General features: G+C 35.0%; 24 protein-coding genes. 14 read left to right on the top strand and 10 right to left on the bottom strand.

The genetic code is table 11. The features are described 5' to 3' along the window. Positions 1 to 5 precede the first annotated feature (5 nt). Positions 6 to 197 (top strand): cold-shock protein, encoded by a 192-nt coding sequence (locus N7U66_RS01560; protein ID WP_033958492.1) that lies wholly within the window; start codon positions 6 to 8, stop codon positions 195 to 197. Positions 198 to 593: 396 nt separating this feature from the next. Then, entirely contained in the window at positions 594 to 929 is a 336-nt protein-coding gene (locus tag N7U66_RS01565) for a hypothetical protein (protein WP_267677027.1), read from the top strand. Positions 930 to 1,120: 191 nt separating this feature from the next. Here the strand turns inward: N7U66_RS01565 and N7U66_RS01570 are convergent, their stop codons facing one another. Beyond that, positions 1,121 to 1,702 (bottom strand): Pycsar system effector family protein, encoded by a 582-nt coding sequence (locus N7U66_RS01570; protein WP_267677028.1) that lies wholly within the window; start codon positions 1,700 to 1,702, stop codon positions 1,121 to 1,123. Between the two features lie 167 nt (positions 1,703 to 1,869). After that, on the bottom strand, positions 1,870 to 2,643 hold the full coding sequence (locus N7U66_RS01575; protein ID WP_267677029.1) for an XRE family transcriptional regulator: 774 nt from the start codon (positions 2,641 to 2,643) through the stop codon (positions 1,870 to 1,872). Positions 2,644 to 2,695: 52 nt separating this feature from the next. Between N7U66_RS01575 and dinB the strand changes: the two genes are divergently transcribed. Both dinB and N7U66_RS01585 read left to right on the top strand, forming a co-directional pair. Next, a complete protein-coding gene (dinB, locus tag N7U66_RS01580; RefSeq protein ID WP_267677030.1) occupies positions 2,696 to 3,910 on the top strand; it encodes a DNA polymerase IV in 1,215 nt (404 codons plus the stop codon). After that, complete coding sequence (locus N7U66_RS01585; protein ID WP_267677031.1) at positions 3,910 to 6,873, top strand: DNA polymerase III subunit alpha; 2,964 nt, start codon at positions 3,910 to 3,912, stop codon at positions 6,871 to 6,873. The genes dinB and N7U66_RS01585 overlap by 1 nt, the downstream gene beginning before the upstream one ends. 23 nt (positions 6,874 to 6,896) lie before the next feature. Here the strand turns inward: N7U66_RS01585 and N7U66_RS01590 are convergent, their stop codons facing one another. Both N7U66_RS01590 and N7U66_RS01595 read right to left on the bottom strand, forming a co-directional pair. Beyond that, positions 6,897 to 7,808 carry a M23 family metallopeptidase gene (locus N7U66_RS01590; RefSeq protein WP_267677032.1) on the bottom strand — a complete coding sequence of 304 codons (912 nt, stop codon included), beginning with the start codon at positions 7,806 to 7,808 and terminating at the stop codon, positions 6,897 to 6,899. A 217-nt stretch (positions 7,809 to 8,025) separates the two neighbouring features. Next, the gene (locus N7U66_RS01595) at positions 8,026 to 8,946 is read right to left on the bottom strand and encodes a glutaminase (protein WP_267678593.1); all 921 of its coding nucleotides are present in this window, start codon (positions 8,944 to 8,946) and stop codon (positions 8,026 to 8,028) included. Positions 8,947 to 9,194: 248 nt separating this feature from the next. On the opposite strand from N7U66_RS01595, the gene N7U66_RS01600 reads away from it, so the two are divergent. Both N7U66_RS01600 and N7U66_RS01605 read left to right on the top strand, forming a co-directional pair. After that, entirely contained in the window at positions 9,195 to 10,247 is a 1,053-nt protein-coding gene (locus N7U66_RS01600; protein WP_267677033.1) for a YaiO family outer membrane beta-barrel protein, read from the top strand. Beyond that, positions 10,222 to 10,434, top strand: coding sequence for a hypothetical protein (locus tag N7U66_RS01605; RefSeq protein ID WP_267677034.1), 213 nt, complete (start codon positions 10,222 to 10,224; stop codon positions 10,432 to 10,434). The genes N7U66_RS01600 and N7U66_RS01605 overlap by 26 nt, the downstream gene beginning before the upstream one ends. A gap of 17 nt (positions 10,435 to 10,451) precedes the next feature. Here the strand turns inward: N7U66_RS01605 and N7U66_RS01610 are convergent, their stop codons facing one another. Genes N7U66_RS01610 through N7U66_RS01620 form a run of 3 tightly spaced genes read right to left on the bottom strand, consistent with a single transcriptional unit; the run spans position 10,452 to position 13,165 of the window. After that, positions 10,452 to 11,873, bottom strand: coding sequence for a glycosyltransferase family 2 protein (locus tag N7U66_RS01610; protein WP_267677035.1), 1,422 nt, complete (start codon positions 11,871 to 11,873; stop codon positions 10,452 to 10,454). A 3-nt stretch (positions 11,874 to 11,876) separates the two neighbouring features. Then, positions 11,877 to 12,773, bottom strand: a complete 897-nt coding sequence (locus tag N7U66_RS01615; RefSeq protein ID WP_267677036.1) for a hypothetical protein — start codon at positions 12,771 to 12,773, stop codon at positions 11,877 to 11,879. After that, positions 12,773 to 13,165, bottom strand: a complete 393-nt coding sequence (locus N7U66_RS01620; protein WP_267677037.1) for a response regulator — start codon at positions 13,163 to 13,165, stop codon at positions 12,773 to 12,775. Before N7U66_RS01620 ends, N7U66_RS01615 begins: the two co-directional genes overlap by 1 nt. 245 nt (positions 13,166 to 13,410) lie before the next feature. Between N7U66_RS01620 and N7U66_RS01625 the strand changes: the two genes are divergently transcribed. After that, positions 13,411 to 13,716: a helix-turn-helix domain-containing protein gene (locus tag N7U66_RS01625; RefSeq protein WP_267677038.1), complete on the top strand. Its 306-nt coding sequence runs from the start codon at positions 13,411 to 13,413 to the stop codon at positions 13,714 to 13,716. Between the two features lie 16 nt (positions 13,717 to 13,732). Here N7U66_RS01625 and N7U66_RS01630 read toward each other — a convergent pair whose 3' ends face one another. Both N7U66_RS01630 and N7U66_RS01635 read right to left on the bottom strand, forming a co-directional pair. Then, positions 13,733 to 14,545, bottom strand: coding sequence for an ice-binding family protein (locus N7U66_RS01630; RefSeq protein ID WP_267677039.1), 813 nt, complete (start codon positions 14,543 to 14,545; stop codon positions 13,733 to 13,735). Continuing rightward, a complete protein-coding gene (locus tag N7U66_RS01635; RefSeq protein WP_267677040.1) occupies positions 14,469 to 15,131 on the bottom strand; it encodes an Ig-like domain-containing protein in 663 nt (220 codons plus the stop codon). The genes N7U66_RS01630 and N7U66_RS01635 overlap by 77 nt, the downstream gene beginning before the upstream one ends. A gap of 274 nt (positions 15,132 to 15,405) precedes the next feature. Here N7U66_RS01635 and N7U66_RS01640 point away from each other — a divergent pair, with 274 nt between their 5' ends. The 3 genes from N7U66_RS01640 to N7U66_RS01650 are packed head-to-tail and all read left to right on the top strand — an operon-like array spanning position 15,406 to position 18,060. Next, positions 15,406 to 15,873, top strand: coding sequence for a phophatidylserine decarboxylase associated domain-containing protein (locus N7U66_RS01640; protein ID WP_267677041.1), 468 nt, complete (start codon positions 15,406 to 15,408; stop codon positions 15,871 to 15,873). Beyond that, positions 15,839 to 16,774 carry a phosphatidylserine decarboxylase family protein gene (locus tag N7U66_RS01645; RefSeq protein WP_267677042.1) on the top strand — a complete coding sequence of 312 codons (936 nt, stop codon included), beginning with the start codon at positions 15,839 to 15,841 and terminating at the stop codon, positions 16,772 to 16,774. Before N7U66_RS01640 ends, N7U66_RS01645 begins: the two co-directional genes overlap by 35 nt. 32 nt (positions 16,775 to 16,806) lie before the next feature. Continuing rightward, the gene (locus N7U66_RS01650; protein ID WP_267677043.1) at positions 16,807 to 18,060 is read left to right on the top strand and encodes a phosphatidylserine decarboxylase; all 1,254 of its coding nucleotides are present in this window, start codon (positions 16,807 to 16,809) and stop codon (positions 18,058 to 18,060) included. Between the two features lie 63 nt (positions 18,061 to 18,123). Here N7U66_RS01650 and N7U66_RS01655 read toward each other — a convergent pair whose 3' ends face one another. Beyond that, positions 18,124 to 18,867, bottom strand: a complete 744-nt coding sequence (locus N7U66_RS01655; RefSeq protein ID WP_267677044.1) for a CPBP family glutamic-type intramembrane protease — start codon at positions 18,865 to 18,867, stop codon at positions 18,124 to 18,126. Between the two features lie 559 nt (positions 18,868 to 19,426). Between N7U66_RS01655 and N7U66_RS01660 the strand changes: the two genes are divergently transcribed. From N7U66_RS01660 to N7U66_RS01675, 4 genes are all read left to right on the top strand, one after another. Beyond that, on the top strand, positions 19,427 to 19,603 hold the full coding sequence (locus N7U66_RS01660) for a hypothetical protein (protein ID WP_267677045.1): 177 nt from the start codon (positions 19,427 to 19,429) through the stop codon (positions 19,601 to 19,603). Between the two features lie 546 nt (positions 19,604 to 20,149). Continuing rightward, positions 20,150 to 20,995: a hypothetical protein gene (locus tag N7U66_RS01665; RefSeq protein WP_267677046.1), complete on the top strand. Its 846-nt coding sequence runs from the start codon at positions 20,150 to 20,152 to the stop codon at positions 20,993 to 20,995. A gap of 61 nt (positions 20,996 to 21,056) precedes the next feature. Continuing rightward, positions 21,057 to 21,710: a hypothetical protein gene (locus N7U66_RS01670; RefSeq protein ID WP_267677047.1), complete on the top strand. Its 654-nt coding sequence runs from the start codon at positions 21,057 to 21,059 to the stop codon at positions 21,708 to 21,710. 104 nt (positions 21,711 to 21,814) lie between these two features. Next, positions 21,815 to 22,021 (top strand): hypothetical protein, encoded by a 207-nt coding sequence (locus N7U66_RS01675; protein WP_267677048.1) that lies wholly within the window; start codon positions 21,815 to 21,817, stop codon positions 22,019 to 22,021. The last annotated feature ends 108 nt before the right edge of the window (positions 22,022 to 22,129 follow it).

Below are 22,129 nucleotides of genomic sequence, written 5' to 3' on the forward strand. Positions count from 1 at the left end.
TTACAATGAGTAAAGGAACAGTAAAATTTTTCAACGACGCAAAAGGTTTCGGTTTTATCACTGAAGAAGGAGTTGACAAGGATCATTTTGTACACATTTCCGGATTAGTTGACGAAATTCGCGAAGGCGACCAAGTTGAATTTGATTTACAAGAAGGTAACAAAGGATTAAACGCAGTAAACGTAAAAGTTATCTAATACATATACTTCCAAGTTTTACAAAAAGCCCATCAGTAATGATGGGCTTTTTTATTTGTTATATTCTGCTAATTTTTGCTGAAATTTTATTTCCAAGTACCATCATAGGCTTAGGGCTATAATATCATTTCTATTTATTAAAAGAGACGGCACATTTTTTTAATTGGTTAAATTTCAAAATCTAAAACCTATAAATGTGTTAGGGCAATGTTAATAGTCTAGTGTTTTTGGATACAATTTAGTACCTTTTAGATAGGTTACAAATATCTCGTTAAAAACACGTTAAAAACTCACAAAATTAGTTAATTATTAGCGTAAATAAACAAGTAATTATTACTTTTAAATAGTCCCCTCATGACTGTTATTTATAATCAAAATTAATTAAAACCATTAGCTATGAAAACGATTATTTCACTCATTTTATTTGGCACAATACTTTTTCTAGGTGGTCTAAAGAATGACCCCAATAATAGTAATAGTTCTTTGGATAAGGAACGATTGACGATCAAGGTAGTATTTAATGGTTTTGAAGGCGATTCCTATTTTTTCACAGACGAGGAAGAGAAAGCGGTTCAAATTATAAAGAAAGATAACGCGCCTTTACAAACCTATGATTTTGAAAATGGAGATTATATTGGTAAACAGTTTGCTTTGGAGGTAGATGGGGTAGATAAATTTAAACAAAAAATAATCACCACAGACAAAGTTATTGCAATTAAAGCTGAAGACTAATACGTCCTCTTTTTATTATTTTCTATATCTACAATGAAGATTAATGTTAGCCCTAAGTTTTCATTGTCTCACATCTACGTAACACATGCATTTACTCGCATTTTTGTAATAAAGTAAAGGTGTATTGGTTCACTTGTACAAACAAACCGAGATAAATAAATCACAACGTCATTTTACGACAGAAATGTCTTCTATAAGAACTCTAAAACGATGATAAAAGAAATAGAACTCACGATTAAACCTATAATAAAGAGATTATAGGTGATATTCAATAGTTTGAATTTTTTGTTCAATACAATACCTAAGAAATATAAATCCTTCGTGAGGTTGGTATATATGGTGGAGTTGTCTTTAAATGTTTCTTTTACAGCCCATTCATAATTTTCTATAGGCATATGATAAAAATTCCCAAAGAACGCTAAATTTATTTTTTTATCGACGATTTCCTCTTTATTCAACCCATTTTTTGTAACCGAGGGTATCGTGGTAATAATAGACAAAATGATGGTCGCCAACATAAAGACTATAAATATGGCTGTAGGTATCCGGAGCACACTATTGCTATTGCCATCGTCTTGAACAATATAGCGATAGGAGTTCGTTAGTATAATAGATAATAATAAAGAGCAAATGACCATAATTAAATTAGCTTTTTTATCTGCAATCTTACTTAAGTGAATATGATTTCTTATCACCACAGTAAACAGAGATTGTATCGCTCTCTCCGGACTTTCTTTTACTTCTAGTGTTTTTTGTTTCTTATTTTCCTTCATGACTTCTTAGCCGTATTCTTTTCTGTCTTTTAATAGCTGTTAAAAGATTAAAGGTGGTAAAAATATTTCTATTATACTTTATTAATTAACTTTTAAATTCAGGCGGTAAATTAACACATTCATAGACTAAAGCGTTTTAGTTCAGAGTTTTTTTAATAGTAATACGACTATTTTAGTATTTTTTCTAAAGCTTTTAACTCCACACCAAGCTCGTTAAACATATTCATAATACTACTTAATTTCAGTTCCTCTTCGCTGTATTCCTGTGTATTTATACTGCAAGTGAATTCCCATAGCTCTAATACTTCGTTAATAGAAACCTTAAAAGCATCATAAGCCTTGTTGTCTGACACCAAGGTGAGAGAATTATCAACAGCAATATTATTTAGGACCCTTTTATAAACCATCCCATCATTAAGCGTCAATAAAACATAAGTTCTGCCTGTTTTTATTTCACTTCTATCTTCAACGAAACGGCCAATAACAAAAGCCCCATCTTTCATGGGTAGCATAGAATCACCTTTAATGGGAAAGGCTCTGTGTTTTCCTGTAGGTAAAAAGGGTAATTTTATTTTTTGAAGTTGTTCTATGTATTCGGGATCATCATATCCGGACAAATAGCCTGCTGTGGCTTTGATAGGAACCACCTCTATTAGGTTTTCATTATCGCTATCTACGGTGATAGGAAATAACACACGTTGGTTGCCTAGCTCTATAAAAGACTTGCCATTGGATTTACTTAAATCGTTTCTTAAAATAGCATCTATAGGCACTTTAAAGTAATTAGAAAGCGCTAATAACATGTCTATATTAGGTTCTGTTCTATTAGATTCGTGTGCTGCTATTCGTGATCTGTTAACGCCCAATTCTTCAGCCAGCGTTTCCTGAGAAAGCTGTTTTAAATCTCTTAGGTATTTAATATTTTTTGAGAAATTATTCATAATGTTTCAAAATTAAACAATCATTGTTTGATTTCCAAACTATATTTGTAGTGTGCTAAATACTATATTACATCTAGACTTGGATACCTTCTTTGTCTCTTGCGAAAGATTAATCGATAGTCGTCTACAAAACAGACCGCTACTGGTTGGTGGAACAGGAGATCGAGGCGTGGTAGCCGCATGCAGTTACGAAACGAGAACCTTTGGTGTCCATTCAGGAATGTCAATGAAAGTGGCTAGGCGTTTGTGTCCCGAAGCCGTTGTGATTAAGGGTAACTCCGGAATATACACTAAGTATTCTCATTTAGTTACAGAAATAATTAAAGAGAACGTTCCGGTATTTGAGAAAGCCAGTGTCGATGAATTTTATGCAGATTTAACGGGCATGGATAAATTTTATGGCAGCTATAAATATGCTTCCGAATTGAGACAAAAAATAATAAAAAATTCAGGCCTTCCCATTTCCTTTGGCTTGTCAGGTAATAAAATTGTTTCTAAAGTAGCTACAGGAGAAGCAAAACCCAACAATCAGTTAAAAATTGATACGGGTTTTGAACGCGATTTTTTGGCGCCATTATCTATTCGTAAAATACCATCGGTGGGAGAAAAGACCTATCAAATTCTTAGAAATTTAGGTGTCGATACGGTGCGTGTGGTGCAGCAGATGCCGGTGGAGATGATGGCGAGTGCGTTAGGGGTTAACGGCATCACCATTTGGAAAAGAGCCCACGGCATAGATAATCCCCCTTTAATCCCTTTTCATGAAAGAAAATCGATTTCTACCGAGCGTACTTTTAATAAAGACACCATAGATGTGGCACAATTAAGAACGACCATCTTTGCTATGGCCGAAAATTTGGCATTTCAATTAAGAAGGGCAGATAAATTAGCGGGAACATTAAGTATAAAAATTAGATATTCAGATTTTAATACCTACAGCAAACAAGTAAAAATAACCTATTCAAGTGCTGACCATGTTATTATTCCAATAGCTTTAGAGTTGTTTGAAAAACTTTACAATCGAAGATTATTAGTACGCTTAGTAGGGGTGAAAATGACGGATATTGTTAGTGGTAACTACCAAATAAATCTATTTGATGATACAGAAGAACTACTCAATTTATACAAAGCCATGGATGGCGTAAGAGAGAAATATGGTGAATTGAGTATCATGCGAGCCTCTTCTATAGGCGCAAAAACAATAGGAAGATTCCAAAATCCTTTTAATGGTGAACCTCCCATTTTATTAGCACATAGAAAACAATAATGTATTTAAATTGTCATACCTATTATTCGCTTCGCTATGGGGCCTTTTCTGAAATTGAATTACTACAATTGGCCAAAGAAAATGATATCTCCTGTTTGGCGTTAACAGATATTAATAATACATCTGCCTGCTTAAACTTTATTAGACAATCTAAAAAACAAGACATCAAACCCATAGTAGGGATTGATTTTAGAAATGGGGCAAAACAACAATTTGTTGGTATTGCTAAAAATAATCAAGGCTTTTTTGAATTAAACCGCTTTTTATCACAGCATTTAGAAAATAAAATAAAGATTCCTGATAAAGCACCAAAACTCTCAAACGTCTATATTATTTATCCTTTTGAGACTGTTTTAGAGCAGGACATGTTATCCTTTGAAGCTCATGAGTTTATAGGAATTTCTATTGCTGAAATTAGCAAACTTCGTTTTTCAAAGCTTAAAGCGCTTGAAAATAAACTCGTTATACAACAGCCCGTAACGCTACGAAATAAAAGAGATTTCAACGCCCATAGATTATTGAGGGCGATTGATAATAATTGTTTATTAAGCAAGCTTCCGCAAGCTGAAGAATGCAAACCGCATGAAAAAATGGTGTCTCAAGAAGCGTTAGCCATGGCTTTTTCAGATTTCCCTCACATTATAGAAAACACGCGCAAACTAATGAACCAATGCGAGATTCATTTTGGGTTTGGTAATGCGCGGCACTCTCAAAACCTAAGTGTCTATACCAACACCTTTGAAGACGATGTTACGCTCTTGCATAAACTTTGCGACGATGGGTTGCCCGGACGCTATGAAAACCCAACAGATAAGGTCTATGAACGCTTAAACAGAGAATTAGAAACGATTAAATCCCTAAATTTCGTGAGTTTCTTTTTAATCAATCACGATATCATTTCTTACGCGAAACGTAAAGGTTATTTTCATGTGGGGCGGGGTAGTGGTGCGAATAGTATAGTAGCCTATATTCTTGGAATAACAGATGTAGACCCTATAGAATTGGATTTATATTTTGAACGCTTTATAAATCCCTTTAGAGCATCACCACCTGATTTTGACATCGATTTCTCATGGAAAGACAGAGAAGATGTAACACAATATATTTTTAATAGGTTTGAAAACACGGCACTTTTGGCAACCTATAACACCTTTAAATATAAGGCTGTTTTTAGAGAATTGGGTAAGGTTTTTGGATTGCCAAAAGAAGAGATTGATAAATTAAGTAACGGGCGTTTACCGCAAAATCAACAGGACGAAGTTGGGCAATTGGTTTTAAAATATGGAAAATTGATTGACGGTTTTCCTAACTATGTAAGCGTGCATTCTGCAGGAATTCTAATTCTTGACAAACCGGTTCATCAATATTCGGCAACCTTCTTACCTCCAAAAGGTTTTGCAACGGTTCAATTTGACATGCTCATTGCAGAAGATGTTGGTGTTTTTAAGTTTGACATTTTAGGGCAAAGGGGTTTAGCTAAAATTAAGGATGCCTTAGAAATCATAGCAGAAAACAGACCGGAAGTACCACCCATAGATATTCATGATTTAGAGCGTTTTAAAAAGGATAAAAAGATTAATGATTTGCTCAGAAGTGGAGGAGCAATAGGCGCGTACTATGTTGAGTCTCCAGCGATGCGTGGTTTAATGACCAAGTTACAAACTCAGGATTATTTAGGCTTGGTTGCCGCGAGCTCCATAATACGACCCGGGGTTTACGGGTCGGGAATGAAAGAGGAGTTTATAAAAAGACACCGTTTTCCGAACACAGAAAACAGGCGCACCCCATTCTTATGCAAATCATGCCGAGATACGTATGGTGTTATGGTGTATCAAGAAGATGTATTAAAAGTGGCACATCAATTTGCCGATTTAACACTGGGAGAAGCCGATATTTTAAGACGTGGTATGAGCGGGAAATTTCGATCCGGAGAAGAATTCCTTGGCGTTGAGAAAAAATTCATTTCAAATTGTAAAAATAAAGGGTACTCAGACGCATTGATCTTTGAAGTGTGGAATCAAATTAAAAGCTTTGCAGGGTACGCCTTTGCCAAAGGGCATTCGGCTTCCTATGCGGTAGAAAGTTATCAAAGTTTATTTTTAAAATGTTACTTCCCCATTGAGTTTATGGTCGCCGTTTTAAATAATGGCGGTGGGTTTTACAGTGCAGAACATTATTTGCATGAAGCTAAAATGCAAGGTGCCACCATTAAATTGCCCTGTATTAATACGAGTGATCATCCCAATAAAGTAATTGGTAAAGCTATTTTTCTTGGTTTTGGCTATTTAAAAAATTTAGAGAAATTAGTAATTCAACGCGTGTTGAGCGAACGTCAATTGCACGGTCGCTATACCTCTTTAGAAGATTTTATAGATCGCATCACCATTAGTATTGAGCAATTAACAATTTTAATACGCATTGGGTGTTTTAGGTTTACTAAAACATCGAAAACAGAATTATTATGGCAAGCTATTTTTAAGTTAAACGCTACTAAAACGACTACTAAGCAGCCCAAATTATTTAAAGCCACTCATAAACATTTCAAATTACCCTTATTAAAAACCAGCACAACCGAAAATGCGTACGATGAAATGGCGTTATTAGGCTTTCCATTATGTGGTTATTTTGAATTAATCGATGAAGTCATGGAGAACGATATCTTATCAGAACACATGTGTCATTATGTAAATAAACAAGTCATTATTTATGGCAATTTGGTTAATACAAGGCACAATACAACAGCGCAAGGTAAACTGATGCGGTTAAGCACCTTCGTTGATAAAAACGGAAAATACTTTGATGCAGTGCATTTTACAGAAGTCGTTTATAACTATCCAATACATGGTCTTGGGGTTTATAAATGCATGGGAGTCATCACGGAGAAATTTGGTTTTTGTAGCATGATTATTTCTAAAAGTAGAAAGATTAAAATGAAAGCAAATCCTAGAATGGGGAACTCATAGATAGGCCTATTTTTTTACTTTGGTTACTTTTCAATAAATAATTTTTGACCAATTTTAATTATAGCATTGCTTTTTAAAGCATTGGCTTGACAAAGCGAAGCGATAGAGATATTGTTTTGTTTCGATATCATAGACAAGGTGTCTCCGGATTTAACAATATATATAGACCGTTGTTTTGTTACACTGGCAAGCGCTTCTTCTTCTGTTAATAAAAGTTTTATCTCACTTTGACGCTTTGAATTGTGTTCAATAGGCCGTGTCCAATTGCTGGTGACCCAAAACGCTTTAGCCCTTATGTTGTTATTTTCAAACTCAAACACATATTCCGGATTGATAGAAACACCCTTATAATTGACCTCTAAATGTAAATGACTCCCTCGTGCGTTTCCTGAAACCCCTCCTTTGCCTAAATAATCGCCTTTAGCTAAGGTATCATTCGCTTTTACTCCAAATTCAGACAAATGTGCATAAACCGTTTCCAATCCGTTATAATGTCTTACAATCACTGTTTTTCCATAGCCTTTACTAGCTCTAGACAATCTAACAATGCCATCTAGCATGGCTAATATACTATCACCTGTCACTAGATCGATATCAATCCCTCTATGCGGTCTTCCATTTCTCCAACCATAACGCGAGGTAACTATTTTGTCTTTAAAAATAGGAGAGTGGTAAGTAGAATCTCTAAATTGAAGTTGCACGGGAAATGTAACAGCAGTATCCCTATAAGGGTTACAAACGGTAGGGTCCCAATATTCGGCTTTAAGATCTACAGGGAACAGCGTGTCTTTTAAGGCTGTAATTGCCGGTTTTTCAGCGTCTAAAATTGATTTAAAACTAAAGTCTGGTGCCATAGCTGCTGGTTCCTGCTCATTTTGAGCGCCTACACTTAAAGAAATTCCAATTAAGAGAAGGACAGTTATCACTAATTTCATAAAAACATAAGAAGTATATTCATTTTTTAATGGTCGAAATTTAAATATATAAACGTGCTTTTATGTTAATGTATTGTTAGAGTCACCGTTAATATTTAAAAGTTTTTAGAGGCAAGAAAAACAGGGCAAAAAATAAACTATCCACCCTTGCGAATACCATTAATCAACACTTTAATATAAACTATATATAGTACTAGCATGTATTATCAAATTTTTTCTAAAATATGCTTAATTCAGAATGTGTGGTAACATTTTCAAGCAGTTTCATGCCTTTAAAAGAGTTCCCATTTGGGTTTAACCTTGGACTCCAAACCGCTATAGCATAGTTGCCTGGATATAAGGCAACAATGCCCCCTCCAACACCACTTTTTCCAGGCAAACCCACTTTAAATGCAAATTCACCGGATTCATCATAAAACCCACAGGTAAGCATGAGTGCATTAATTCGTTTAGACTTACTTTTTGATATAATTTTTTTGTTATCTAATAACTTATGTCCACCATTAGCTAAAAAAGTAAATGTTTTAGAGAGCTGTTGGCAATTCATTTCAAGAGAGCACATATCAAAATAAAAGTCAAGGACTGCTGCGGGTTCATTCTCTATATTTCCAAACGATTTTATAAAATTACAGAGTGCTGTATTTCTATAACCATGTGCTTTTTCAGAATCTGCAATTTTATCTGAATAATTAAGATCTGGAATATCACTTAAATCCCTTACAAACTCGCGAAATTCTTCACGAGCATCATCCAAAAGAGAGAGTAATATATCACAAATAACAATAGCACCGTAGTTTATAAACGGATTGCGCGGAATGCCATGATAGGTTTCTAATAATAGGAGGGAGTCAAACTTGGTTCCTGAAGGCTCTACATCTATTCGCGTCCAGATTTTCTCACCAAGAATTTTGTAAGCTAACGTCAATGATAACACTTTGGCAATACTCTGAATTGAAAATTTCTGTAAATTATTCCCCATCCCAAAACCTGTTCCATCTAAGGTCGTTATGTGCACACCAAACATGCTGTCATCTACATTAGCAAGTTCCGGGATATACGTCGCTACCTTGCCTTTATTCTCAAGTAAATTGGTTTGTTTGTAGGCGGTTTCTATGATGCTTTTATAGGTGGAATCCATGGTAATTGAATAAATATGAGATTTTCTCGCCAAGGTACTTTTTAATTTGGAATTTCCCCAGCCAAAACACCATACTTTTGATGACGTCATGGATCGCTTGTTCCAAGAAAGCTAAAGTAATTACTCCTTAAAATAGTGTTAGCTTATAATTAAAAATATATTGTTTTCACGGGACATATATTCTTGATTTTTTTATAAATATTAGATTTTAATTTGTTCATTTACTAACTATTTATAAGGTTAAAAAAATGAATAAATTCAAGAGTTCTATTATAATATTTGTGCTGACTCCAATCCTTTTTTTTGCTCAGAATAAAGAGGTGGATGTAGACTCCCTCTATAATGAAGCGAGACAGTTATATAGTGCCAAACAGTATGATTCGGCCTTATCACTAACCCGTGACGCTTTATTTTTAACGCCCGAGTACCATGAGATACGCGTATTTCAAATTCAATTAGAACAGGACAACGAACAATTGGAGAACGCTGAAAAGGACATCAACTATTTACTTTCCAAATCAAACACTTTAGAGGTAAAGCCTTCCGTTTTAAAGCAAATAGTGCGCTATACAGCAAAAGAGAAACTACTCGCGTTTCATAATCAAGTAGGCACATATTATACTGCGGATGTAGATTATAATTTATCATTAGCGGAAGCATTATTATCTTTTCAAGAGTCTCACGAAGCGAAACGCATCCTAGATACCATACAGACGGCAGCATTAACCCATACTCAAAATTATAGATTGCAGGACCTTTTAAAGCGCATGAAAGCCAATCAAATAGGTGTGAATTATGAATTTATCTCTTTTTTAAAAGCGTATCCAATAAACAAATCATGGAACGGTGTAAGTCTAGATTACACGAGGTTTATTGGAAAGCATGCTATAACGGCAAGAGCTGTTTACAGTGATAGATTTAACAAGGATGGCATACTCTATGAGTTAGAGGGCTACCCCGTGTTCTCTAAAAAACTTTATTCTTATGTAAGTATAAATGCATCGGGATCCGATTTTTTCCAAAACTTTGGCGGGAGTCTTTCCTTATATTATTCTATTAAAAACATCATAGAAATGGAGGCTGGATTTAGGTATTTGGAATTCGATTCAGGGTCTTTTTTTACACCTGTTATTGGTGCTACCAAATATATGGGTCGTTTTTATGTCAATGGAAGAGCTTATATTGGTCCGAGAGAAAAACGGAAAATTAATACAGAACTATCAGCTCAACACGCGATATTATTTAAAAGACGCTGGAGATTATGTTTTTATACGATTGGGTACTGGTATTTCACCAGATGATGCGTCGAGGTTTACTCAAGTCGCCAATAATCCAGATTTAATTGCAAAATATGTCAATGTGGGCGTAAATAAATGGTTTAAAGACTATTGTTTCACAATTAATTTTGGCTATTTGCAAGAAGACTTAAACAATGAATTAAAGGGTAATCAAATTATTGGAACGGTTGGCATAAAGCACAGATTTTAAACCACTGCAGTATAGATTTATTTAATTGTGGTAAACCCTTTTCTACTCATGGTGCCCCAAGTTGATTTTATACCAAATATTTTTTTAAAATAACCTTTCATCTCAGCGAACACCATTACGGGATGGGTAACAAAAGATTCTAAATAAGCCGCCAGCAAAAGCTTAATAACCATTGACGGTTTGGCATAATGCTTAAAATTAACAGTGTATAACAGTATTGAAACCGTTGAAAAAATGCAACCTATAAGATATACTGCGGCGAATAAAGCGATAGCAAAAGGCCAGTTAATGATACCGAGACTAGCACATACAATAAGATAAATGAGACCCAAAAACTCTACAATAGGGGCGCCCAACTCAAAATAGACCCAATAGGGGAAGAACAACATGCCAGTAGCTCTATATTTTCTATTATAGAATAAGTATTTGTGTTTTTTAATCGTTTCCCACAGCCCCCTTGCCCAACGATCACGTTGCGTAATGTATACTTTAAAAGAAGCAGGAGCTTCTGTCCAGCAAAGGGTTTCAGGAATATACACCACGTCATAAGGTTTTTTTAAACGTTCCATATGTGCTCTTAATCGAATGCATAATTCAAGATCTTCACCTACAGTCGCATGATCAAACCCGCCAACTTCAAGCACCCGCTGTCTTGGGTATAATCCAAAAGCACCTGACACTAATAATAAGCCATTCATTTGAGTCCAAGCCATTCGACCTAATAAAAACGCCCTGATGTATTCTACGACTTGAATTCTAGCCACTATATTTTTAGGTAACCGTAGTTCTTTTAGCGTACCATTTTTTATAATGGAATCATTGGCGATGCCTATAGCACCACCACAAGCAATGACTTCTCGGTCTATTTCTTCTAAATAGGGACGCACCATTTTTAGCAACGCATCCTGTTCAATAATACAATCGGCATCTGTGCAAAGGACTAAATTTGTATTGGCATAAGTAATCCCACAATTTAAAGCATCTGCGCGGCCCCCATTATCCTTATCAATAACGGTTAAATGTTTGTATTTTAAATCTTTACTTTGGTATACGTCACGTACTTTGGCATGTGATATTAAATTTGAAACTTGAGGAACTATGGCTTTTTCTAAACTAAATTCTTTGATGAGTTGTTCTAATGAGTCGTCTTTACTTCCGTCATTTACAATAATCAATTCGTAATAGGGGTATTGTATAGAGAGTAATGATTTTACATTTATGATTATTGATTTCCCTTCGTTATACGCAGGAGCGATCAAACTTACACTAGGTAAATCATTGGCGCCTTTAATGTCGTTTACATTTAGGAATTCCGCACGTTTTGCATTGGATTTAATGGCCGCTATAGCAAGCAAAACGAAACCAAAGTAGCATAAAAATAAGGCGATGCCATATCCAAAAAAGAAATAATCTAATCCGTATCGTATAAATTCAATCATGTATTATAGTTGTTGTGAAAGACGGTTTCCGTGTTGAGATATAAAAGCATCGACTTTTAGCTTAAAGGGAGACTGGCCCATGCGTTGGAGTGATAAATTAATTTGGTTAACATCTAATGTATTTAATTCAAACGATTGCAGTGTTTCTAAAGCAGTTTCGGCTAAAAACAGTTCCGGAGATTCAATTTGAGCAATACTGTAACCTTTAAAATGTTCTAAATCAAAGCTACGAATGATACGTACTAGGAGCTCCATAACGTAAGGATTTTCGGTCTGACAAGCTAGTATTACAAATTTCTCAATGGGTTCGGGATGGTATATTTTTAGTTTTTCAATGATTCTAATTTGCTGCCATAGTGAAATCGGGTAGGTGATGTACGGAAATAATTTTAAACTTTTCCACCCTAACAGGACTACCAATGCAATTTGAGCTTCTCTTCGAATCAAAATATGACTATGATTTCTATAAGATGTAATTGTTTTAAGGTGCTCTGTGAGTCCGAGCTCATAGCAAAACAGAAGCGCTTTTGCTTTTTTTTGCCATACCAAACTTTTTAAATCCTGAGACAGCACCTTGGTTAAACCTATATCTGCAGCCATTGTTTTTAAGCTGGTGTCATCTAGAGTCGTTATGACATTATTGACCTTTAAAAATATGCCAGCAATAAACCATCGTTGTCTTTTAGATTGCACATACCTTCGTAACCAATGCATTTTATAAGTCGCTCTTTTATGATCTAAAAACCGTAGCGCGATGGCATCTATAACTTTCATTTTAATTTTAATCCGTTCTTTCGTTCTAAAATATCTATAAATAAGACTATAGGCAAGAGCCGCCCATAGTAATACCATTATAAATAGTAGGAAATAAATAAAAACAATGAGGTCTTGTAGTCCCATTAGAAAAAGCAATTAATCTTATTATTCAAATCAGTAACGGTCGTAGGCAAGCTTATAAAATCATGAATACCCAGTGACTTGACTTCTTTCTTGATGTCATTTTGATTCATTTCAGACAGAATAACAATAGATGTCCCTGGAAGTTTGGTTTTAAGATAATAAAGATATTCATTAGTAAAAGCACCTTCTATGGTAACATCTGTTATTATAAGATCAAAAGAGCTCTCTAATAGTATTTGTTCCACTTCAGTAAAGGAATTTGCTGTGACGTATGTAACATTTGGTTTATCTAAAATTTTTTTAAATAAATAAGAAATGCCATAATCATTATAAACAATCAATACCTTTTTATGTTCCATTAAGTAGATTAAAAAATGAAGCGAATGTATCATTTCTTTTGATATAAACATAAATATGTACTTAAATTTTAAATTGGTATAAACGCTTCGGTTTTAGACCGTATTAGAGGATTTATAATACAAAAAAGGATGTTTTGCAGTGACTCCGTCCTGCTTTTGGTGATCTATTTTTAAATGCATTGCGGATGTCAGTGAATTAATGCATTTAAGGAGCATCTCATGACTGTAAGAAAGGAGTTTTAGGGTAAGCTAAATTACTCTGAATATTAAGTTGAAAATTGGGTTATGATTATACCTATTTAGCCAACACCTTTTCAGAAATTAAAGGCATTACGATTCAGCAATTTATAATTATACATAAAATTGAACGGGTAAAAGAATTGCTTTTTTATGATGCATTGAATCTTGCAGAGGTATCCTATATACTACATTATAGTAATGCGGCTCATTGGTCTAACCAACTCAAAAATAATAACAGGTCTAACACCATCGTTCTACAAACAACTCAAATTAAACGCAAACTAAATTTAGAAGATATTAAAAAGGCCACCCTGCGAATGCAGGATGGCCTTTTTAATATATGAATTACACGTTTTGTAATTATGGTTTTGTAACCGTGTTAGAATCTAGAATTACAGCAGTCTGTGCTAATAATCGGCCATTCATTGAAGCTCCCGTTTGCATGGTAATACCAGTCATACTTAAAACAACACCCTCAAAATGAGCCGTTGTTCCTAAAACAACCTCACCCGCTACTTGCCGGAAAATATTTTCAGCTTTTGCGCCACCCGTTAGGGTAATATTAACAGCAGAGCTCATCATCATGTCTCCGGATATTTGAAAAATCCAAACATCGTCTGCACTACCTGATAATGTCACATCAGAAGCCATAGTTACTGTATTCGTCCACTTGTAAAGTCCGGCTTGTAAGGTCATCCCTCCAATACTACCAGTCCCTAACTCTGAATAATCAGGTGTTGGTCGGCCAGCAGCATCATTATAAGCAGTGATCATGTTTTCAACAGCTGTAGTTAGATTGGTATTTGAAGGAGAAGCCATATCAGCCGCATATACTTTACCTGTTACTTGTGGAGAGGTCGCATAGCCTGTAGCATCTGTTAGTCCAAAACCTGTTATAAAAGTGGTGGCTGCTGGACTCAATCCCATATCACCAGTAACCCCTGATGTTGGTGAGTTATTTATTGCAGTTTTCGCTAAAATAACGTAGTTACCCGATGCGCCTAAGTTTACTACTGACAATCCTGTAGTGGTACCCGTCAAAAAGGTCCATGACACTTCTGTTTCTAAAGCATTACCTGCCAAATCTGTCACATCATTAGTAACGGTAGCAGTGTAACTTAAGCCAGCATCTAAAATAGTATCTCGGAATAAAACGTGCTGTATTATTTGCATATTCTATGGAGCCACTTATTGTGTTTGTGCCCTGCACTAGTGAAAATGAGGTCGCTGTAAAAGAGGCTGCACGCATGTTTTCATCAAAAGTAATCGCAATGGCTTTGTTTCTAGCCACATCAATAGCATTATCAATCGGATCTGTTAAAACAACTGTAGGTGCAATAATATCAGTCTCTATACCTGTGGTGAAGCTGAAAGAATAATTAGCGGCTAATGGGTTCCCCGATATGTCTTTAGCGCCACTCGTTATGGTTGCCGTGTATACCGTATTCCATTGCAAATTACTTGCAGGACTAAAAATAGCGGTTTCATTTAAATAAGTTACCGTACCTACTACATTTGTAGTTTCCGTTACTAGGGTATAGGTTGAAGTATTAATAGTGGAAGTTTCCATGGCCTTATTAAAACTAATCTCAATAGAGGTGTTGATAGCTACATCTATACCGTCTACATCCGGATTAGTACCTACCACTGCTGGAGATACAACGGGTGTTGAACCATCATCATCGTTCGAGCAACCTGCTACCAATAATAAAGGGATCATTGCTAGTATTTGAAATTTCTTCAAAATTTTCGTTATCATAATTTTATTGTTTTTGTTATTCTGTAAAGGTCATTCTATTTAAGGGTAAATCAGTTACATGATAAAAGAAAAGAGTTACACATATCACAGGTTTCTAACAATAACAATCTATTTAAAAAAAAACCCTGTTTTTTATAATTGTTTTAGACCAAACGAAAGGGTAGCAAAACAATTGTAATTATTTAAAAAACAGGTATATACACGCTAAAATAGTTCGCTAAAAAGTACGACCTTGTTGTATCTAAAAGCAATAGATTATATAATAACTAGCAGTATGAAAATGACAGAATCTAAACCCATTGAGACTTTAAACCCTGTAAAAGACGCTAAAATACAGTACAAACAGCGTTTTGGTGTCATTGCAGGTTATCTACCTAAGGACATACAGCATATTGGCAAATGGTTAAGTACGACCGCAGAAGCTGCGCAAAAAGAAAAGAAAAAACAGGGCGCCGAGTACACCATGGCTTATTCCATTTTGCAAATGAAAGCCATGCTTATAAAGAACAGGAGTTTAGAGATACAAGTCGCTGCTATGATTCATGAAGCACTTGCCATTCATAAAGCCTATGAACCCCATGTGCAATATACCATCGCATCCCTTGATGATCTTTTTGTTGCCATGAATTATATCATACAAAGGGCTCCGGAATTTGAACCCAAAGTAAGCCATACGGCGTTTCCAATGTCTCGGCCTGTTTGTTTATATGATGGCGACATCATCCGGCTGGTCAGTATTTAAGAATGTTGCCTTTAATACTGCGCTCCGCTTCATATTGCAAGCGTGGTGCGATTATTTGGATAGCACCGCATCTCTTAGTGTGGTAACCACGTCACCGGAGGGTTGGCTGTCTCCCGAATCGGTAATTGCAAATAATTTAAACCAGTTTGTTACTAAGGAAGACAAAACGAAAGATCCAACACATTGGGGTTTCAACTCGTTTAATGATTATTTCCACAGAAACGTAATTCCTATATGTCGACCAATAGACGGACCAAATAATGACTTTGTCATTGGTTCGGCAAATGATGGTACTGTATATCGCTTAGCAAGAGGTGTGAAGCTTACAGACCAATTTGAAACTAAGAGTCAAAACTATTCCTTGTCGAATATGTTGGATCATTCACAGTACACCAACGCCTTTGTAGGAGGTGATGTTCTGCAAAGCTTTCTAAGTGGACACGATTATCACAGATGGCATGCTCCAATTACTGGGGAAGTAGTAGAAGCGCGTGTTATTAATGGGTATATGTTTAGTGAATTACCCAGCGAAGGTTGGGACCCCACAGGCGGTACTTATTCTCAAGGCTATGAAGCCAATGTGAACACCAGAGGACTTATTATAATAAAGCATCAAGATCCAAAAATTGGCTTAGTCGCTATAATGCCTATTGGTATTACAGAGATTTCATCAATTAAAATCGTTAAAAAAAATGGCGAGCCTATAAAAGTTGGAGACTATATTAATAAAGGCGATCAACTGGGTTGGTTTAGTTATGGAGGTTCTAGTTTATGTTTAGTTTTTCAACCAGGGGCTGTAAAGCAGTTTACTGTGGTTAATCCTATGCCAGGTGTGGATTCAGATAACGGACCCTACATACGTGTAGGCGCTCAAATTGCTATTGCAAACAACTCTCTTTAAAATAAATATTAATCCATTTAAATACCAAAATTATGAAAACAACAACATTTAAAAGTACTAGTGATGCCATTGCATATATCAAAGACTGGCTAGACAATGATCCAGGGCTTTCAGAATTATTAGTAGAATCCATTAATAAAGCCGAAAGTCAAGCCAACGGGAAATTAAACACAGATTTATACAAGGTCTTAGAATGGCCTACAACGGTAGATGAGTGGATTAGTTACATCACGACCTTTAGTCGCTGGATTCCACATCAAACAGATTTGAAAGGCTGGAGAGATGCAGATAAAGGATATGCACAAGAAGTCTACGACCATTTATGTCACTTTTACTTTCTTATTGACCAAGGGGTAGGAAAAAAGGGAGACATTATTGTACAAAATATTGATGGTTTTAAAGAATGGTTAGTGGATTATGCGAACCTTTGGGGCGATTTTTTAAACACTACAGAATCTTTTAATGACGACATATGGAAATCCTTTAAAGAGTATGCACCTTATTATAGAATTGATGATTCTTTAGTAAACGGAAAGCCTAACAGCCCAAGTGGATGGTTAACCTTCAATCAGTTTTTTGCTCGAGAATTAAATCCTGGATTACGTCCCATTGATGCGCCAACAGATAATACAGTAATAACGGCTCCCGCAGATTGCACCTTTAGAAAAATGTATAACATTGATGAAAATTCTAATATTCTAGATGATGATTCAAAGAAAACCACGTCGGTTTTGAAAAAAACACATGTTATAGGTAATGTGGCAGATTTACTAAAAGGAAGTCCGCATGCCAGCAAATTTGCCAATGGCACTTTTGTACATTACTTTTTAGGACCCTATTCCTATCACCGTTTTCATGCACCTGTTTCAGGAATGGTGGATGAATGTCGTGCTGTTAGCGGCTTGACGTATTTGGAAGTTAACATTGACCCCAAAACGAATCAATTTAGTGCCCCTGATGACTCCAATTCACCTAAACCACCTAATTCAGGGTATCAATTTACTCAAGCACGTGGTATTCTTACAATTGATACTACTCAATCTAAAGAGGGTAATATGGGTATTGTAGCGGTGGTTCCTGTTGGCATGTGTCAGGTTTCAGGTGTTCATATGTCGGCCACAAAAGGTAGAAATATAGCCAAAGGGGAGGAGTTTGGGTATTTCTTATTTGGTGGTTCAGATATTATTTTACTGTTTCAAGAAGGCAATGCTCCTGGAATAGACGGGACTAATTCTTATCGGTATTATGGGACTAGCATTAGCGGATGTCCAAATAGTCCTAAGTAGTAGCCAGATCATAAAAATCAAATACAAGAGACCAAGCCATTACGCTTGGTCTCTTTTAATATCTCAAACTAAAAAAAGCGCCACAATAAAACCAATACTGTTATTGAGCATATGAATGGCAAATGAATAATAAAAACCATAATGAACCCTAGTATACCCATAACACAGGCCACTAACCAGTTTGTCCATTGTAATTAAGGGCATTAGGAGCAAATGTTCTATTGTAAGTTCGTAGTTGGTTATGTGTGACCACGCAAATAGCAAACAGGAACCGTAATAGATCCATCTAAAATGGTTGGTCCAAAATAATTCAAGAACGTGTTTTATTTTAGGGATAGAAAATAAGGGATAGAATACAAGCACTACAGAAAGAGCAATGAGACATCGTTCCATAAAATGGGAATAAACATCACTTAATTTGGTGTGGTATACCCCCTTACTAAAAATGTAATAAGTGAATATACTCAACGTTATGGCCGGAAATATTGGTTTAAATTTCAAAGATAATCGATAGGCACCTTCTTCAAGCAAAGGGAGAATAAGTAGAGAGAGCACTAACAAGACCAAAGGAGAGAATCGTGCTTTCATGTTGCTGGTGGTTAGATTTTCTGCATCGTAAAATACACCAATGGATGCGCCCACTATTACTGTCAATACAAACTTCACGACAAACATGGTCCAAGTACCCGCTATTTTTTGAGGTTTAGTCAATACTTGGGTGGAATTGTAAATAGGGTTGACAACGAATCTAAACAATTGCTTAAATTCTATATAGTAGGTTTTGGGGTGTATTAGCTTTAGCTTCATTTTATAGAAATTTTGTGGTTCGTGATGGTTACCTTGATGACGACCTAAATTTTATATTGTAACAATAGTTTCAGGAAAAGTAATCGTATCCCAAAATTAAAAGAGGGTATGTGGAACTTACAAAATTGTACTTTGTAATCACGAAAACAAACCATTAGTCCGCTATTTAATTAGTGTTGTGAGGCATGGTGAGGTGTAGTAAATAATAGGTTACAACATTTCGTTAACTGCAGTGCTAAACCCCTTTAAAAAAGTGCATTAGACTATAGACGGCTATAAAGGATAAAAATTTGAACAGTAATTTCTATAAGTGTTTTGAAAAATATTAACGCTAAATACTTGCTATTATTAGCAAAATAAAAAGATTTGATCTCAGATCAGAACGGAGAAAAACAATCTTCATGATGATGTTAAATTTAATAATTACCAATAAATTAATATAAATACAACAAAAGCATTTAAAATTTGATAAATAATTTGTAAAATGTAATAGTTTTTAACACATAAAATAATCACTAAATTTATTTCGATTTATTTATTAACATAAAACTTTTAAATTATGAAAAAATCACTATTAAATTTGGAAGGCGCTCAAAAATTAACTTCAAAGGAGCAAAAAGGTATAATTGGCGGAGGACGACCATCACGTAGATGTGGCGGAGACGGCTCGTTTATAATGGTAGATGGTGAGAAAGTTTGTTGTTATGATCCATGGAGTGGTCTTTATCAATGTTAAAATTTTTATTAAAATTTTAGACAAAACCATTTTAAAACTATTTAAAGTGGTTTTTTTTAGCCTTAATCAGGAGTTAAAAACTTAAACCAAAGGGTGTCGAGATTTAGTAATGACAGACCATGTACTTACAAACAAGAGGAGAGAAGACCATTGCAGGTTGGGACTATAATCCTACAGATAGTGGGTTTTAAATATTAAAAAAACAAAAAGAGGGCGACGGGATTTCACTAAATATTATTCTCAATGTTGTTCATAGTTTGCCCATGAAATGGAAGTTTAAAACGCTAATTACTTCAAATATCATAAATATAAGCACGACGCATTAATCGTATTAAAACAATAAAAAAGGCAAGATTCATTTCACCGATGGATATTTTTTTTTATATTTATTACATATTACTTCCCTAAGACAACAATATTCTCTCCCAAGAGGCTTTAATAGCAATAGAATGATTACCAACCAAGAGTTAAATATATTATTTAATTACTATGAAGCAAAAGACCATTTTCCTAATTAGTGCGACATTATTATGTATGAGCATAGTAATGAGTCAAACCAAAAAAAACCAAAATATAAAAATTGATATTAATACTGAGGCAACCGCCACTGTATTGCCATTCGATCAAAGCTTTACATTTGAAAGCTTTAAAACGGAATACGATTCTATTTATTTCACCTATGAAATTAATCCCAATGTCAAGAAATCTTGGCATTATTTTAAAGGTGATTCATTCCCATTAAGGATTAAAAAATCGGTAGGTGTCGCCGTATTTCCTGAAGCCATCAGGCCTCTGCATCCCAATGTGCCTTACCAATTTAATTTTAGAGCCTTTAAGAAAATTAATTTAAGTATTACCGATAAAGAAAGCTTAAAAGCTGAAACTTTCAACTTAGTGAAATTGAGGTTTTCAGACCTAGAGACTATTAGCGCGACTAGTATTGCAGATTTTAAATCTGATTTGAAACAACTTATAAAAAGGTATGCGAAAGCAGATACTTTCTATAATTCTGATGGTATCTCAATGTCTATTAATTTACCCTTATACGAGTCTTATTTATTTCCCACAATAGACAGTTTGGGCAATAAGTCGGTTGAGATGAGTACTCTAAAGGATAACCTCTCACGGTCCATTAATCGGATCTTTGAAACCGTTGAAGAGGATACAAGTGTTATCACTACTGTTTTCAAGATAGTCAATGGAGATGTAAAACCTTCACAGAAATTAACAAAGATACTAGCATCGCCAGTAAATGCTTCTGCTGTAGGAAACGGAACGGTGACCATAGAAAGCTTTGGCTCCTATTTCTTTGATGATTTTAAGTATAATTTAGATGCCGTACTGAATAGAAAATATAAAATAGTTGGTACAACTTTAGAACCGAGAAGGTAAATTAGATAAAAACGCCATCATACTTATACAATCCTTTTTTAATAAAATAGTCTCGAAAAACGTGACTAATGCTGAAAACAAAGCGATACTTAAAGCCTCTGAAGTCGTTCAAATTAAAAAAATAAGAGATGCCATTTCTAATGTATTAGAACAGTTAAAGAAAATTGAATTAAAAACTGCCGAAATAAATGCCTTAGCGTCTTCCATTCCAAATATATTAAATGATGCTTTTATAAGGGATATTATTTCTATAGAAGAAGCAATTTATATGGACCTGACCGCGAAAAAAAACGCTTATATAGGTATAGATTTAGGGTTAGTATATGCCTTTTCTTTAGAAAGTGTTTTTATCTATGAAGGTACTAACTTCTATTTTAGACCCGTTAACCGAGAAGCCTTGTTTTCTGATTTAGAAGGTTGGGATGCGTTTTTTAAACGCTTTAGCATCTATTTAGGAATGGCACAACTTTTAACCGATAAGCCGGACAATTTTGAGCCTTTATTTGGTAAAAGCAGCTTACTTACTGGCGTTGGATGGCGGTTAAACAGAACGTTTAGAATTAATGCAGGCGCCTTAATGCATTATAAAACCAATCCAAACCCGTTAATAGATACTCAAACCTTTAAAGTCTCACCCACCATATCTTTCTCTGTCGATTTAGATATAGCACAAGCGCTAGGTAGTGTAGGTAAAATATTAAACACAACACAATAAATTATGTCAGCTAACTTATCATTTAACCGCATATCATACAGTCCAGTTAACAATATTTTACTATTTAACGCTTCGGCTTCGGTGAAAAAATATCTACTGAAAGTGTGAGAATAAAAATAGTTGTGAAAATGGACCCCAATCATTCGGGTCCTGTTAATGGTTTTATTACTTGTGCATTAAGGCATCCTAACCTTTTTACCTTTCAAGATGGAAAGAGTACAATAGTAATTCCTTTCAATAGTAAAACTAATGAATTCTCTGAAGAGTTTGGGACTAAGATAAAATTTAAAAATGCAAATGCTACTCCGTAACTTCCAGTTGTTATTGATGTCAAAGTAAACGACGATAAAAATGGAGATATATACCCCGAAGATAGTACAAAAGGGAAATACTGGTGGGAACCGGTCATTGCATTAAGA

The sequence above is a fragment of the Lacinutrix neustonica genome (assembly GCF_026625145.1).
GTDB classification, from domain to species: Bacteria; Bacteroidota; Bacteroidia; order Flavobacteriales; family Flavobacteriaceae; genus Lacinutrix; species Lacinutrix neustonica.

Coding starts and splice junctions, on each gene's coding strand:
- N7U66_RS01560 (WP_033958492.1), top strand. CDS start 6: ATGAGTAAAGGAACAGTAAAATTTTTCAACGACGCAAAAGGTTTCGGT.
- N7U66_RS01565 (WP_267677027.1), top strand. CDS start 594: ATGAAAACGATTATTTCACTCATTTTATTTGGCACAATACTTTTTCTA.
- N7U66_RS01570 (WP_267677028.1), bottom strand. CDS start 1,702: ATGAAGGAAAATAAGAAACAAAAAACACTAGAAGTAAAAGAAAGTCCG.
- N7U66_RS01575 (WP_267677029.1), bottom strand. CDS start 2,643: ATGAATAATTTCTCAAAAAATATTAAATACCTAAGAGATTTAAAACAG.
- N7U66_RS01585 (WP_267677031.1), top strand. CDS start 3,910: ATGTATTTAAATTGTCATACCTATTATTCGCTTCGCTATGGGGCCTTT.
- N7U66_RS01590 (WP_267677032.1), bottom strand. CDS start 7,808: ATGAAATTAGTGATAACTGTCCTTCTCTTAATTGGAATTTCTTTAAGT.
- N7U66_RS01595 (WP_267678593.1), bottom strand. CDS start 8,946: ATGGATTCCACCTATAAAAGCATCATAGAAACCGCCTACAAACAAACC.
- N7U66_RS01600 (WP_267677033.1), top strand. CDS start 9,195: ATGAATAAATTCAAGAGTTCTATTATAATATTTGTGCTGACTCCAATC.
- N7U66_RS01610 (WP_267677035.1), bottom strand. CDS start 11,873: ATGATTGAATTTATACGATACGGATTAGATTATTTCTTTTTTGGATAT.
- N7U66_RS01615 (WP_267677036.1), bottom strand. CDS start 12,773: ATGGGACTACAAGACCTCATTGTTTTTATTTATTTCCTACTATTTATA.
- N7U66_RS01620 (WP_267677037.1), bottom strand. CDS start 13,165: ATGATACATTCGCTTCATTTTTTAATCTACTTAATGGAACATAAAAAG.
- N7U66_RS01630 (WP_267677039.1), bottom strand. CDS start 14,545: ATGCAAATAATACAGCACGTTTTATTCCGAGATACTATTTTAGATGCT.
- N7U66_RS01635 (WP_267677040.1), bottom strand. CDS start 15,131: ATGATAACGAAAATTTTGAAGAAATTTCAAATACTAGCAATGATCCCT.
- N7U66_RS01640 (WP_267677041.1), top strand. CDS start 15,406: ATGAAAATGACAGAATCTAAACCCATTGAGACTTTAAACCCTGTAAAA.
- N7U66_RS01645 (WP_267677042.1), top strand. CDS start 15,839: ATGATGGCGACATCATCCGGCTGGTCAGTATTTAAGAATGTTGCCTTT.
- N7U66_RS01650 (WP_267677043.1), top strand. CDS start 16,807: ATGAAAACAACAACATTTAAAAGTACTAGTGATGCCATTGCATATATC.
- N7U66_RS01655 (WP_267677044.1), bottom strand. CDS start 18,867: ATGAAGCTAAAGCTAATACACCCCAAAACCTACTATATAGAATTTAAG.
- N7U66_RS01660 (WP_267677045.1), top strand. CDS start 19,427: ATGAAAAAATCACTATTAAATTTGGAAGGCGCTCAAAAATTAACTTCA.
- N7U66_RS01665 (WP_267677046.1), top strand. CDS start 20,150: ATGAGTCAAACCAAAAAAAACCAAAATATAAAAATTGATATTAATACT.